Source organism: Paenibacillus silvae (assembly GCF_014639235.1).
GTDB lineage: Bacteria > Bacillota > Bacilli > Paenibacillales > Paenibacillaceae > Paenibacillus > Paenibacillus silvae.
In genome coordinates, this window is sequence record NZ_BMFU01000004.1 from 46154 (window position 1) to 61248 (window position 15095).

Genomic DNA, 15095 nt, shown 5'->3' on the forward strand with positions numbered 1-15095 from the left:
ATATTAGAAATCGTATCTTTTTTTGTGTTTTCTTGTCAACACTTTCGTGAATCTAATTTCCTGATTCTAAAGTTGTGAACGCTTCAATTTTAATGAATTCGATTACATAAATGTGATGTATGTTCTACAACTAATTACCTATATGAATTAACGTAATGACGCAATGGTGCGATAATGTAATGATCGAACAGCGTATCTGACACAGGATTTCTGCTATACTGAAAGTGAACTGGAGGTAATTATGATGAATGCATTGAAAATGGCTGTGATCGGCCTGGGGAAAATGGGCTTACATATGATTGATCAAGCGAAGAATACACAGATGGAACGGCCCGTGGAAATTGCTGCGGTATGTGATGCCAATGACGAAGGTCTGAAAGCTTTTGCTGCAGCCCATCCATCTGTGAAAACATATCTTGACTACCAGCAGCTGCTGGACGAGCAGCAGATTGATCTGGTATACATTGCTGTGCCGCCGAGATATCATTATCCGGTCGTTATGGAAGCGCTGAAGCGCAATATTCATGTGTTCTGTGAGAAACCGCTGGCGAACAGTCTGGAAGAAGCAGGCCAGATGCTGGAAGCAGCCGAGCAAGCCGCAGAGCGGGCTGGAGTAGTTAACGCCATTCATTTCTCTATGCCGCATGAACCTGCGGTGCTCAAGCTGCAGGACATGATTAGACAGCATGCTGTAGGCAGCATTCGCAAAATAGATCTAATCCTGCAATTCCCGCAGTGGCCGCGCTCCTGGCAGCAGAATGACTGGATTACAAGCCGTGAGCAGGGAGGCTTCATCCTGGAGGTGGGCATTCACTGGATTCATATGATGCAGCAGGTGTTTGGGCAGCTTCATGTGCTGGAAGCCCGAGTGACTTATCCTGCAGATCAGCCGGATGCGTGTGAGCAAGAAGTCCAGGCCGTGCTTGCACTGTCTGATGGAACGCGCATTCATGTACAGGGCATTTCTCACTTTGCTGGCGAGGAACGGGTATCTATGGTTGTATACGGAACGGAAGGCACGATCGCGCTGGAAAACTGGGATGAGCTGATGAGCGGACCTATCGGACAGCCGCTGTCTGCGGTGGAAGTGCTGGAATCCTCAAGCGAGCTGCCTGTTCTGAAACATGTGATCAATCGTATACAGGGTAAACCCGGAAAAATATACACATTCCAGGATGGATATGAGGCACAAAAGGTGCTGGAGGCATTGCGGAAGAATTAATCGAAAGGAATGATGGATATGACGAAAAAAACGGTACTGCGCAAACCGGAAGCGATGATTTTTGATATGGATGGCACGTTGTTTCAGACAGAGACCTTGCTTTTGCCTGCCTACCATCAGTTATTTGATACGCTGCGTGCAGAAGGACATTTTGAAGGTGAAACGCCGCCGGAAGAGCGGATGCTGGGCAGTCTGGGCATGCTGCTGGAGGATATCTGGAAGGTGGTTATGCCTGAGGCATCGGAAGCGGCTCATCGCCGGGCAGATGAGTTGCTGCTGCAGCTGGAGATTGAAGGACTGGACGGTGGCAGCTCCAGGCTGTATCCCGGCGTGAAAGAAACACTTGAAGCGCTGAAGGCACAAGGCGTTCGTCTGTTTGTTGCCAGCAACGGTCTGGAGGATTATGTCAAGGGGGTGGCGTTCGCCCACGAGATTATGCCCTTGTTTGAAGGGGTATACAGTGCGGGACAGTATAAAACACCTTCCAAAATCAATCTCGTTCAGATTTTGCTGCAGAAACACCGGATTCAGGATGCATGGATGGTGGGGGATCGTTCCTCGGACGTCGAAGCGGGTAAAATGAATCATCAAACCGTCATTGGCTGTGCATATGCCGGATTCGGAAGAGACGAAGAACTGGCTGGATCAGATGCGCTGATCTCCGAATTTGCAGAGCTGCTGCGACTTTACGAAGAAGCGGAGTAAGCTGCTGCACGATTATAGAATACGATTCCACAAACCTGCATTACAGGCGTGATTGACGTCTGTGCAGGTTTTTTTGTTCTGATCACGCAGTCACATCCTCCCCTGTAGAAAGTTGATTTCCCTATCCCGCATCGGTAGTAAATCCCTCTATACTTTCATTCAAAAGCTATAGGGGGCCTGAAACTGATGAAACCATCCAAACTGAACGCCTACATCTTCATACTGCCAAGCCTTTTCCTCACACTGGTATTCGGAATCTATCCGTTGTTATGGGCTCTGCGTTATATGTTCTATGACTATCAGGGCATCGGCAAACCCGTGTTTATCGGACTGGATAACTTCGGGCGGATTATACGGGACGGACAGTTCTGGGAGTCTGTCAAAAATACAGGGGTTTACGCGCTCGGGAAACTGGTCGTTACGATCCCGCTTTCACTCATTCTCGCTATTATTCTGAATCGCAAGTGGCGTGGCCGTTCGTTATTCAGAGCGGTATTTTATCTTCCGACCATCTTCAGTGCTTCGGTTATGGCTATCGTGTTTTTTATAATTTTCAATTCATATAACGGTATTCTGAATCAGCTGCTGCTCAAATATCACATCATTGGCGAGCCGATCAGCTGGCTGGGGGCGGATCATGCGATGCTGACGACCATCATCATTGCCATCTGGGGCGCTGTCGGCAACTACATGTTGTTGTTCATCGCAGGCTTACAGAGCATTCCAGAGGAACTATATGAGGCGGCTTCATTGGACGGGGCGAGTGAGTTTCAGAAGCTCCGCAACGTAACCATTCCGCTGCTGGGGCCAGTTCTGCAGATGATCATTATGCTTGCCATCACAACCGCGCTTAAAGGTTACGAGAGCATTATGGTATTAACCGAAGGAGGCCCGTATGGGAAAACAGAGGTTATGTACCTGTACCTGTTCAAATTGCTGTTCCCGGTATCGGCAGATACGCAATCCCTTCAACAGCTGGGATACGGAAGTGCAGTCGGCTTCACAACGGCTCTCATGGTAGGTGCGGTTACGCTTATTTACTTCCAGATTTCCAAAAAGCTTAATGATGTTTACTAAATGAATGAACAGGAGGAAACGATGATGACTCAAACCGTGCTTGCACCTTCAAGTTCAAATGCTACAGGCTCATTCAGGTGGGCGCGCTGGACCAAACGAACAGTGCTCTTTATATTTCTGATTATCATTGCGCTATTATCGTTGTTCCCGATTGTTCTTGTACTGTTAGGTTCATTCAAATCCAATCAGGAGCTGACAGGCGGAGCAACCATCTGGCCGAAAATATGGCAGTTCACGAATTATGCCCAGGCATGGAAAACTGCGAATTTTTCCGGTTTTACCATCAACAGCGTTTTTGTAAGCATTGCGACAACCGTGGGCACATTACTGGTATCTTCCATGGCAGCTTATGCAGTAGACCGGGTTAACTTCAAAGGGAAAAAAGCCTATACCTTGCTCATGGCGTCCACCTTGTTCATCTCCATTGGAGCGGTGGTGCTCCGTCCGCAATTTGATCTGATGGTCAAACTCGGATTAAACAATTCATTATGGGGCGTCATCATTATACTAATCAGTGCTCATGCCGCAACCTATTTTATTCTGGTCGGTTTCTTCAAAAGCATCCCCCGTGAGCTGGATGAGGCGGCCATGATCGACGGCTGTAATTTCTTCACTACGTACTGGCGCATTATTTTGCCGCTGCTGCGTCCGGGTCTGGCGGTTGCCGGTTTGGGTGTGTTCCAGAACTCATGGAACGAGTATATCCTTCCTTTTGTATTTACGATGAGCAATCCCAAGCTGCAAACATTGCCTGTTGGTCTCGCGAATCTGCGCTACGGAATCGGAGCAGCGGCAGAGGTGCAGTTGATGATGGCTGGGGCCTGCCTGTCGATTTTGCCATTGTTAATCGTGTATATTTTTGCCAATAAATCGTTTATGCAAGTTACGCTTGGGGCTGTCAAAGGCTAGGCGGCCAAACGGAACAATCGAGATTCAGGGGATGGTATTCCGAGCAGATTCCGCTGTGCTATACTCTTGTTAAAATTACAGCGGACAAGGCCAGCCCTCGTTCAAGGAGTGACCGCCTATCATGTCTTACTTCTACCAGATGTCCTTGAAAAAACGGATACAGCTTATATATATTTTTCTCGTTGTTTTATGTATCAGTGTAACGGGCATATGCTCTTATCTCTTTGCTGCCCGGAGCATAGAGCGGAATGCCTTGCAGCTGAAACAAAGCATTCTGAACAAGTCTGTGCAGGTCATGGACGAGCATCTGCGCCACATCGTCGTTTCTTCTTATTCGTTTATGCTGAGTGATACGTTCTCTCAGGTGATGCAGGATGTTCGCAATCATAATGAAACCCGTTATTATCAGAATCTCTCCCTGCTTCAGACGACCTTTGCGCAGCTGAAGCTGGTAGAGCCGCTGATTGATACGGCGTATCTCAAGACACCGATCGGAAATTTTTTTCCAACAAAGGATTTTCCGAACCAGAGCACTGCTTTTGAGCAGGAATACGGAGAATATGTGAAGCAGCCAGGCTGGAATACGATGTGGTTCGGCTCACATCCGAGTCAGCTGTTCCAATCCAGAGGGAATGTGCTGTCCTTGCTGCTCAAGCCGATTGTGGTGGATAATCATACATTTTCGGAAGTATACATGGTTGTGAACATGAGAGAAGCCGCTATGCGGGATATTCTGAATCAGGATTTGATGAACAATCAGGTACAACTGTTTTTGCTGCATCGAAATGGAGATGAGATCATTCGTCCCGGCTCGGGCACATTTGATCTGGTAACGGAGCCAGGTTTCGCACAGCTCTTGAATTCCGGCTCGGGCGACTTTACCTATACGAACGTACAGGGAGAAGACATGCTGGTGAATTATTCATCTCTTTCCATGAATGAGGAATGGGTGATGGTGAGCGTTCAGTCCAAGGCCGATTTGTTGTCACCGCTCAAGAAAATCCGGTGGCTCGTTATCCTTATTATGCTGTTCTGCATACTGCTTGCACTCGGGTTATCCGACCTGTTATCCTCCGCACTCTTGAAACCGCTCAACAAACTGCGCCGGCTCATGGTCGAAGTGGAATACAATGATCTGGATGTAAGATTCCGCAGCAAATATGATGATGAGGTCAGTGCAGTGGGACACCGGTTTAACCGGATGCTGGACCAGATCCAGATTTTGTTTGAAGAGGTGCGGGCCACGGAGCAGGACAAGCGGCGACTGGAAGTGAAGGCGCTGCAGGCTCAGGTTGACCCCCATTTCCTGTACAATACCTTGAATACGATGTTCTGGAAAAGCGAGAGCGGAGAGAAACAAGATGTGAGCGCTATGATCGTGTCACTCTCCCTGCTCTTCAGACTTGGCCTGAATGACGGAAAGGATATTACCACCGTTGAGCAGGAGATCAAACATGTCGAGCAGTACATGCAACTGCAGCAGAAATGCTACGAGGACTTGTTTGAATACCGAATCGAGGTGCACGAGTCCTGCAGAAGCATTGAAATTTTGAAAATTTTGCTCCAGCCTCTCGTAGAAAATGCGATACTGCATGGCTTTAATGACAAAGAAGATGTGGGATTTATTCTGATCCGAATAGAATGTCATGAGCACACCCTGCGCCTGGAGGTCGCTGACAATGGATGCGGCATGGACATGGCCAAAATTCATGCTGAAGAGCTGCCAGCAGGAGAACGAAAAGGGTACGCCATATCGAATCTCGTTGACCGATTAAACCTGCAATACGGCGAACAGGCTTCGCTTGGTTTTCAGAGTGAAATCAATGTGGGAACCACGGTGGTTATCACCATTCCCATCAGCTAGGAGGGAGCGGTACGTATGGAGCAATTGACGATGTGTGTCATGGATGATATTCAGGCTGTAGTCAAAGGCATAACGTCCACTATTCCGTGGCAGGAGCATGATGTCCGGATTGTTGGCACAGCGAACAATGGAGAGCAAGGCTGGTCCCTTCTGGTGGAACAGCAGCCGGATATCGTGATTACAGATATCAAGATGCCTCGGCTCAGCGGACTCGAACTCATGAAGCAAGCAATGGATGCCGGACTGCCGTCCAAATTTATTTTTATCAGCGGGTATTCCGATTTTCAATATGCCCAGGAAGCGATCAAGCTAGGCGCCTTTGATTATCTGCTTAAACCGTTTACCCCGGAAGATATTTTGGGCGCAGTGCTCAAGGTAAGACAGGTGATTGAGAATGAACAAGCAAAGTCAAAGCAACTGCAGAAGCTCAAGCAGAAAGCGGTCAGCAGCAGTGAATATGAACGTCAAAGCTATCTTCTCGGCTTGCTGCGGCACGAGATTGGCGGGTTTCTGAATGAAAGCCGATGGGATGAGCTGCACATTGAGCTGGATTCCTCAAATCTGAATGTGATGGTCATTGAGGTGGACGGGTATACACGCTGCGGTTCCACGATGCATCTGGATGCAGAAATTGTTCCCTTTGCCGTGCAAAACATTGTGAGCGAAACGCTGAATCGATATACCCGTAGCGTTGTGCTGCGTGAAAGCCGATATCGGCTGGCCGCGATATTCAACACCTCCGAGCAGATTGAAGTATCCGAGCTCATGGAGCAATGTCGTCACAATGTAGAGCAGTACAGCAAAAAGACCATTTCGATCGGACTGGGCACGATGGCCCGCAGACCTCAGGAGATCTGGATGTCCTACGCTAACGCTGATAAAGCCATATCTTATCGCTTTTACAGCGAGGGGAATTGCATTTTTCAGTATGCAGAGCTGGAGAATCAGGAGGTGGTCGCCCCGGTGTATCCCTTGGAAAAGGAAAAGGAGCTCTTCTATGCGCTGAAATGTGGCAATGAGTGCAGTTGTCATCGGATCATTGATGAGATTCTGGAGTCATGGCAAAATGCCAAGGGCTTTCCTGAGCCGCTAACGATGATACGCCTTTTGTCCGGCTTGGCCTTTGCCATCTACCGCGCGTTCTGTGATGAGATTACAGAGGAGGAGCGTCTTCGTCTGGAGGCTGATCTGACTGTGCTTGAAGCGATGCGCTCGTTAACCTTCGATGGCTGGGGAGCTTACATCAAACATTTCAGCAGTATGGGCTGTGAGATTATGGACAAAAAAAGACTCACGGATGTGAAACAAGCCATCAGCAAATCCCAGGAATTTATCAGCATGAATTTGTCCGAAAACCTGACATTGCAGACTTGTGCCCAGTCAGTTCATTTAAGTCCAAGCTACTTTGCCAATGCGTTCAAAAAGGAGACAGGCATGACCCTGATCCAGTATATTACGAAGCTGAGAATGGAAAAGGCGAAGGAACTGCTCGTTGCAGGTGTGCAGGTGCAGGAAATATGCCAGATGCTGGGATATGAGGACAGGCCTTATTTCAGCGGTCTGTTCAAGAAGTATTGCGGCATGACACCTACTCACTTCAGGCAGATGTATGAGAACGGATAAGGACATAGATCGTTATTTTTCCCACCATGCATAGTCAGAATGTCCCTCACTTCGACATCAAGAGAGCGTTTATCATTACGTTAACGGGTAGCCAAACAAGGGTTGTCCATACAAGCATAAGGGGGCATTTCAATGGTTAAAAAGTGGATGATGACTACACTAAGTGCTGTGCTTGCATTAACGATGGCTGGTTGTTCTACGGATAGTGGAACGAAAACAGACGGGGGAACAGCGGCGGGTGGCGGAGAACAGAACAGTGGCAAAACGAAAGTGGTCTATTGGACTCCGGACCGTCATGACGCTGATTTCATGAAATCCAAGATTGATCAGTTCAACCAGAACAACAAAGACAACATTGAAGTGGAAATGACCGTCATGGGAGATAATTATCCACAGGCCGTAGATATTGCTTTTGCGAGCAAACAGGCTCCCGACGTTTTCCAAGTCAATGATTTTCAGACCTATTATCAGAAGGGGTATCTTGCCCCAATCGACGGCTACATGAGCGAAGAGATGAAAACGACGTTCAAGAACAGTCTGATTGAAAATAAAAACACTATCGACGGTAAAATCTATTCCCTTCCAAACACAGGCCAGATCTGGAGACTGGTGTACAATAAAGATATTTTCCAAAAAGCAGGCATTGCTGCTCCGCCTAAAACAATTGCAGAGATGGTAGCGGATGCAAAGAAAATTACCGAGGTCGGCAAAAGTGAAGGCATCTATGGCTTTGCCAGCCCGTTCAAGAGTGGCAGCGGTTTCTGGAGAGCGGCAAACACCATCGCTGGTGCAAGCACCAACGTGGGTATCGACGGGTTTAACTACAAAACAGGTCAGTTTGACTTCAGTATGTACAAATCGATTGCCGAGGCACTTCGCCAAATGAACCAGGACGGCAGCATGCTGCCAGGGGTGGAAAGTCTGGATATCGATCCGCTGAGAGCGCAATTCGCACAAGGCAAAATCGGTATGTACATCAATCACTCCGGTGAGCCGGGCGTGTATAAGGATCAGTTCCCGACCAAAGAAAACTGGGGCGCTGCGCCTGTACCAACCGATGATGGCACGATTAAAGGAGCTTCTCAGGTTATTGGTGGTTCTTACATCGGCATCAACGCGGATTCCAAAAATAAAGAGGCGGCATGGAAGTTCATGGAGTATGTCTACAGCACAGATCTTCAAAGCGAATACTATGAGAAAGGTTATGGTATTTCACTGATTCCTGCCGTGCTCAGCTCCGGTAAAAAACCAAGCATTCCTGGCATTGAAGGTTTCCTGCCGAAAAAATTTGACGCCATCTTCCCGGCAAATCCGGGTATCATTACGGAAAGCTCCCTGGAAGGTATGAAATGGGCAGAAGCCTTCTCCGCTTATGTATTCACTGGCGGTGATCTGGATGCTGTGATCAAAGATCTGGATACTCGTTATAATGCAGCACTTGAGAAAAGCAAAGCGGCTGGCCTGACCAAGGTAACGGCTGATCCATCCTTTGATTCTTCAAAGCTTCAAGGTAAACTGTCTACTGAAGAGTAAGCACTGCATAGGGCGGCCGTCGTCTACACACTTCGGCCGCTTCTATTTAATAGAAAATCATCTTTATTTTATGAAGAGAGGGGTAGAACAAATGATCATTAATCAGCAATCCGTTGAGCCACACATCATTAATGAGACAAGTTCGCGTAAAATTTTAGGTATGGGCGGTACACTGATGATGGTGGAGGTTACGTTCAGCAAAGGTGGAGTCGGTGAAGTTCACTCCCACGATGCGCATGAGCAGGTCAGCTACATTGTCAAGGGAAGCTTTGAGGTTCAGGTGGGAGATGAAACACGTATTCTCAAAGCCGGAGACAGCTTCTATGCCGGCTTGAATGTGCCTCATGGTGTAAAGGCGCTGGAGGATGCGGTCATACTGGATGTGTTTACACCGTTTCGTCAGGATTTCCTTGAGGCAGACCAATGAATGACTTTTACCTTTCAGCTGACGAACTGCAGCAGGCGGCACTTTATTACCAGCAGCATTTCCCGGAGGAAGCACGTAATTCAGTGATGATCGCCAATCGTGCCGTGTTGAATGAATTCATCGTACCGTATACCAATGATCTGACGAACTGGATTCCCCTCGGAACACCGGTGGATTGGCTTCATAATCCAACGAACGACCTGGAATTTACCTGGGGTATCAACAGACACTGGCATATGCTTGATCTGGGTAAAGCCTATCTGATGAAAGGCAATCCGCTGTATGTGACAACTTTTATAGATCATTTTCGTACCTGGAGAGAGCAAAATCCGGTACCCGTTGATTTGCCCTATGACGAGGCTGTATATTTTCAGAAGCCGGGCCCATGGCGTTTGCTTGAAACAGGTCTGCGTGTGCAATCGTGGATTGCAGCGCACAAATATATGGAAGAAAGTCCACAGCTGGACGAGGCTTTTCGCAGTGAATTTCTGCAGGGGCTGGAGGAGCACGCGGAGTTCCTGACACATTATCTGGGCAGTACGGAGATCAATCATGCCATTATGCATATGCAGGGTTTGTTCATGATTGCGGCATTCTACAAGGAGCACCCGCGCAGTCCTTTCTGGCGTCAGGTTGCTGCAGAGCGACTGGAGCTGTGTCTGCTGCATCAGTTAAATGAGGAAGGCATTCAGGTGGAGCTGAACACCCATTATCACAACGCGAGTATTGAAATGTTCGGCACACCTTATCTGCTCGCAGGCATTACGGGACACCCGTTCTCGGCATGGTATGGAGAGTGCCTGCGGAACATGGCTGCGTTTACCGAGGCCATGATCAGACCGGATCATCAATCGACAGGCATCGGGGATTCGGACTGGCGGAGCGATGGTCGTCAGCGGCTGACGCTGCTGGGTGCGATTTTGAACGATGAGGATTTGATCGCAAGGGGGACGGACAGCTCGGAGTGTCTCTGGTTAGTCGGCGCAGCCAAATATGAGCAATGTGTCAGGCTGCAGTCGGAGGCCGGACGTGTTCTGCCAAGTCGCTCCTTCGCGCAGACAGGGTACTATATCATGAGAGATGAGTGTCACTATTTGTTCTTTGATGCAGCCCCGATGGGCGGAGCGCACGGTCATGCCGATGCGCTGAATATCGAGTGGATGTGGAACAAGCGCTTGTTCTTCACCGATACCGGACGTTATACGTACGAGGAAGGACAATGGAGACATTATTTCAAAAGTACACGGGCACATAACACGGTTACGATCGACGGGGCTGACCAAACCCCTTATGTATCTACACAGCAGTGGGGTCAGCCTGAGGCAAAAGCGATAACTCATCGCTATGAAAGTCATACATGCTATCACTTTATTGATGCTTCCCAGGATGGATACACACATTTGCCAGATCCGGTAACGCATCGCCGCTGGGTGCTTGCGGGTAAAAGTGTACCTCTGCTGCTGATTGTGGACTGGCTTGCTGCAGAGAACACCCATACGCTGGAGCAGCGGTTCCATCTGCATCCTGAAGCGCGACTTGTGCTGGTCAAGGACGACCTTGCCAAGCAGCGGGCGGGCATTCGATTTGACCATGCTCCTGACAAGGTGTGCATCAAATTTGTGATGGAAGGAAAGGGCAGGGAAACGTTTGACATCACCAAACAAGAGGGATGGATTTCCGAAATGTATGGCTCGAAGTCCGAAACGGCTGTGCTTCAGGGCAAAGCGCAGTTTTCAGGCAAGGTGGGCGTTGCCGCGATCTGCCTGCCATCGAATGAGGTAGAAGATGCCATTCAAGTGATGGACTACACACTGGAACCAGAGCGCATGAGGATGACGCTGTCTTATACGTATCAGGGCCAGGAAGGTCGGATTATGATTGATGAGCACAAGGTAAGCTGGGCCTAGATGCAGGGAGATAGTCTGCAAAAGATAGTTAATAAAGCGGAATAAAACAGGATTGAGGTTCAAGCTGATGAACCTTCAATCCTGTTTTATTTCCTAAATACGTTTTTCATCTCACCTTGCGGCCTCGTTTCATCCTTGCAGCTTTTGTAACCGGTCTGGGAGAAGGTTTGCTGACTATGCCTTCTGACCCTTCTGACCGATTGCGGTATACCCACAAAGCGTATTCCAGAGGCTGTGTAATCGCTTTGGAATAGATGCTGCGCTCACCAATGCGGGCAAAGACTTCGCGAGCAGGCTTGGGGTTAACCTCCAGCAGATAGATGTGTCCGTTTTTGTCTATCGCCAAATCCAGCGCAAGCTCGCAAAGGGCCCCATACGTATCCTCCAGAAATGTAGCCACATCAATCCCGAATTTCCCGGCAGTTGCCGTTACTTCTGACCGAAGTTCCTCTTCGGGAATCCACTGCTTTAATAATCGTTCCATGGCAACGGCCTGACCACCGCCATGCAGGTTGGAGGTGACACTTTTCTCTGCGCCCATCCGTCCTGCGCAGCCCGTAAGCTCCCACTTGCCTTCTCCATTTTTCTGGACCAGCATACGGTAGTCATGCACTCTCCCATTGGGGAGCTGAAGCTGAATTCCTTTTTGCACGAGATATTTATCTTTCATGTTCCAGTGCTGGAGAAGCGGGCCGAGTCTGGATAGATGCACCCTGCGTGGTGAGATGATACGCCGCTTCTGATCCCGGCCCTGAACCAGCACCGTATTAGGCTCCTTGCTGATGCGCTCCACGCGCAGAATACCACGCCCGCCCGTGCCGTTGATCGGCTTCAGGTAGATCAGCGAGGAAGCCTTCAGCATACGGTTGACATCGGACATATCCTGAAACAGCACTGTCTCGGGCAAATGCTGCCGGAAGGACGGTTTCTCGGAAAGTGTCTGATGAATCGTCCACTTGTTACGGAGCGGACGATTGAGGAAGAGCAGATGCCCATACTTTTGACGAAAGGCAAGCAGCTGCTGGAAACGATGGTTGCGTTGAATGCGGCACCGGTCGAAAATCAGATCAGGGAATGTACGCCATTCCCTGGACCATCCTTTTTTTTGATCATACACCATCGCTTCGATCTGCCTGCCGCCGGAATGCACATCTGCAGGAGTGAAAACGTAAATATCGAGTCCCCGTTTGCGCCCTTCAAGAATCATCCGGCGATAGATGCTTCGTTCTTCAAGAGCGCGGTGTTCGTTCAAATACAACGTCATAATACCCAGAACAGGTGAGGACACAAACAATCACCTTCTTTGTATACAGATTTCTGTCCGTCATCGAGCAGACTGGCGGGCGAGATAAGCGCTGTACTGGAAAATGCGCTCCAGTGAACGCCGTCTGATCTGTGGCTCGTCGAACTTCATCGGCTTGGCATTGGCTTCAAAGAACCAGATTTCCCCCAGATCATCTACACCCAGGTCCATCGACATTTCTCCCAGCTTATAACCTGAACCTCGTTCAACCTGTCTCGCAATCATCAGGGAAGTGGACTTTACCCGCTTCATCAGGGCTGTTGTCATCTCTTCCCCGAACAGATCGGTGAGCAGTTTCTCGGGATCTTCGACTGTACCACCTCGAGGCACATGGGTTGTGATGCTGCGGGAGCCTGCCAGCCGTGCCCCGATCCCGGTCACACTCCACTGCCCCTTGCCGTTTTTCTGTACAAGCACACGGAGGTCAAAAGGACGTTTATGAGAGGAGGCCAGCTCGATGCCCTGCTGCATGATGTAAGGCGTGTGCCCGGTTTCCTTGCGAATCCTTGCCCAGAGCTTGGATAATGTTGCTGCTTTGTAGGTCATGCTTTTTCGAGTATTTTGTATTTTAAGCCGATACGGCAGTTTTTCTTTTTCCTGAAATTTGAGCATCATAATACCTTTGCCCGCTTTGCCGCTCTCCGGCTTGAGATACAGATAAGGATAGGTTCGCAGCACCGTGCCAAGTGAAGACGCACTCCGCATTCGCCGGGTATGTGGAATCAGCCTCTGGGTGGACTTGGATTTTTTGAGCCATTCAAACAGATTCCATTTGTTGAAAAAGAACGGGTTATACAGCTCGATGCCGGATTGAAGACATTCGTCAATTTTGCGCTGAACGGAAGGTTTGCGCTCGTCTTCCCGATTCGGAATCCGGTTATACAAAACATGAGGGAGCGGGAACGGCTGTGAAATCCATTTGCCGCTCCCTTTGTTGTACGTATATCCCTTCACTGTAGGTCCAGTCACATCAAGGTCGCGGACCGTCACAATATAAACGACATATCCCATGCTCTCGCCCGTCTGCAAAATATCCTGAAAATTTTGATGATTCCCTCTGAACATTCGCTGTTGATCATGCATGGTGAGCACGGCGATGACGGGTTTGAAATCATCGTGAAGGCTCATCAAATACCTTCCCTCTTCCGAAATTTGCTCAGATACAGGCAGTGCTCCAAAATGTGTTCCACCGATGATTTTCCCTCCAGCCGGAGTGAAGGGTGACGGAAGATGGAGCGCCCGGGTTTGGCGTTCGCTTCGAACATCCATACATGTTCCTCCTGATCAATGCCCAGGTCAAAGCCAATCTCACCAATCAGATGCTGGTGCTGGGATTCAATCGCCTGGGCCAGTGTGATAGCGACGGCTTTCGCCTGCTGCAGAACCTCGCCCGCCCGTTCTCCAAAATTGCGGCTGAGTGCCTGTTCAGGCGTCATCAGAGAACCGCCATTTTTGATGTGAGTGGTTACACTTCCGCGTCCTGCCTTTTTGGCCCCGATGCCAACAACGACCCACTGGTTGTTTCCGTTTTTGTGCATGTGAAAACGAAAATCAATCGGGCAATTATCAATCTCGATCAGGCGTATTCCCTGTTGAACAACGTAACCACGCAGGTGCTTGCCATGTCTGCCCTGGAGCATGCGCATCAGGCTGTTAAAGGAGCCAAAGCGAAGCAGGGCATTGCCGCCCTTTTTACGATACCGTGCAAAATATCCGCGTTTGGGCGAATAGGTCAAGCGATAGATTCCGTTGCCGAGGCTGCCTGCGGTTGGCTTATAATATACGAACTGGTGCCGCTCCAGCATTTCCTTCATTTGTTCCACCGTAGGATTAGTGATGGACTCGGGGATATAACGTCCTGCGGTCGGCTCGTTCTCCAGCAGGTTGTATATATCTGATTTGTTGAAGAAGCTCCAGTTGAAAAAAGGAATTTTGCGGCGAATAAATCGCTCCCGCAGCTGATTGATGGCTGGTGAGAAGTCAGAACGGCGGCTCGGCAAACGATTGTAAACCACATCCGGCAGCGGCACAGTTCTGCGGATAAAGCTGCCGCTCTCGTTCAGAAAGTAACCGGAAACCGTCTCGTTCTGCCAGTTGATATCCCGCGGGGTGAAGGCATAAATATAAGATTTACGGCTTCCTTCACGAAGAAGCTGCTTGATGAATCCTGTACGTGAACCAAACGGATTCGAGCTTGAGGATGAGCCGTCGGATAACACGCCGATGAGCGGGCCTAACTGAACCTCATCATTCTGAAGGTTGCGAAGATAAATGCTGCCGCGTTTGGGTACGTTCATTAGATTACGAATGCCGGATGCCAGATACAGATGTTTCCCGGCCTTGCGAATCGGTTTGATGGTAGCAGGCACGCGATCACGGCCAAAGCGAAGGTGAATTGTTTTTTTGCCGGACAGGTTGAGGCTTTTCATTAAAGCATTGGATACATAGACTACTTTTTCGGGTTTTTGAGTGAAATGCAGATTACAAAAGGTCAAACTCATGATTTATCCTCCTATCCTGAAAAA

The 15095-nt window shown here is 49.1% G+C and carries 12 protein-coding genes; 9 read left to right on the forward strand and 3 right to left on the reverse strand.

Features of this window, described 5'->3' with window-relative positions; all coding sequences use genetic code 11:
• The first annotated feature begins 241 nt into the window (after positions 1–241).
• The 9 genes from IEW26_RS14560 to IEW26_RS14600 all read left to right on the forward strand — a co-directional run bounded on the left by IEW26_RS14560 (position 242) and on the right by IEW26_RS14600 (position 11267).
• Positions 242–1222, forward strand: a complete 981-nt coding sequence (locus IEW26_RS14560) for a Gfo/Idh/MocA family protein (RefSeq protein ID WP_229729869.1) — start codon at positions 242–244, stop codon at positions 1220–1222.
• A gap of 18 nt (positions 1223–1240) precedes the next feature.
• On the forward strand, positions 1241–1927 hold the full coding sequence (locus IEW26_RS14565) for an HAD family hydrolase (RefSeq protein ID WP_145403014.1): 687 nt from the start codon (positions 1241–1243) through the stop codon (positions 1925–1927).
• A gap of 186 nt (positions 1928–2113) precedes the next feature.
• Positions 2114–3004, forward strand: coding sequence for a carbohydrate ABC transporter permease (locus tag IEW26_RS14570; RefSeq protein WP_111271545.1), 891 nt, complete (start codon positions 2114–2116; stop codon positions 3002–3004).
• 24 nt (positions 3005–3028) lie between these two features.
• Positions 3029–3913: a carbohydrate ABC transporter permease gene (locus IEW26_RS14575; protein WP_188592947.1), complete on the forward strand. Its 885-nt coding sequence runs from the start codon at positions 3029–3031 to the stop codon at positions 3911–3913.
• A gap of 121 nt (positions 3914–4034) precedes the next feature.
• Positions 4035–5777, forward strand: a complete 1743-nt coding sequence (locus IEW26_RS14580) for a cache domain-containing sensor histidine kinase (protein ID WP_229729870.1) — start codon at positions 4035–4037, stop codon at positions 5775–5777.
• 15 nt (positions 5778–5792) lie between these two features.
• Positions 5793–7400 (forward strand): helix-turn-helix domain-containing protein, encoded by a 1608-nt coding sequence (locus IEW26_RS14585; protein WP_188592948.1) that lies wholly within the window; start codon positions 5793–5795, stop codon positions 7398–7400.
• Between the two features lie 132 nt (positions 7401–7532).
• Positions 7533–8933, forward strand: a complete 1401-nt coding sequence (locus IEW26_RS14590) for an ABC transporter substrate-binding protein (RefSeq protein ID WP_188592949.1) — start codon at positions 7533–7535, stop codon at positions 8931–8933.
• A 91-nt stretch (positions 8934–9024) separates the two neighbouring features.
• The gene (locus IEW26_RS14595) at positions 9025–9360 is read left to right on the forward strand and encodes a cupin domain-containing protein (protein ID WP_145403010.1); all 336 of its coding nucleotides are present in this window, start codon (positions 9025–9027) and stop codon (positions 9358–9360) included.
• A complete protein-coding gene (locus tag IEW26_RS14600; protein WP_188592950.1) occupies positions 9357–11267 on the forward strand; it encodes an alginate lyase family protein in 1911 nt (636 codons plus the stop codon). Before IEW26_RS14595 ends, IEW26_RS14600 begins: the two co-directional genes overlap by 4 nt.
• A gap of 106 nt (positions 11268–11373) precedes the next feature.
• On the opposite strand, the gene IEW26_RS14605 is transcribed toward IEW26_RS14600, so the two are convergent.
• From IEW26_RS14605 to IEW26_RS14615, 3 genes are read right to left on the reverse strand one after another with little or no spacing between them, the layout of a single operon-like run.
• Complete coding sequence (locus IEW26_RS14605) at positions 11374–12555, reverse strand: YheC/YheD family endospore coat-associated protein (RefSeq protein WP_188592951.1); 1182 nt, start codon at positions 12553–12555, stop codon at positions 11374–11376.
• A gap of 36 nt (positions 12556–12591) precedes the next feature.
• On the reverse strand, positions 12592–13698 hold the full coding sequence (locus tag IEW26_RS14610; protein WP_188592952.1) for a YheC/YheD family endospore coat-associated protein: 1107 nt from the start codon (positions 13696–13698) through the stop codon (positions 12592–12594).
• A complete protein-coding gene (locus IEW26_RS14615) occupies positions 13698–15071 on the reverse strand; it encodes a YheC/YheD family endospore coat-associated protein (RefSeq protein ID WP_145403006.1) in 1374 nt (457 codons plus the stop codon). The genes IEW26_RS14610 and IEW26_RS14615 overlap by 1 nt, the downstream gene beginning before the upstream one ends.
• Positions 15072–15095 lie beyond the last annotated feature (24 nt).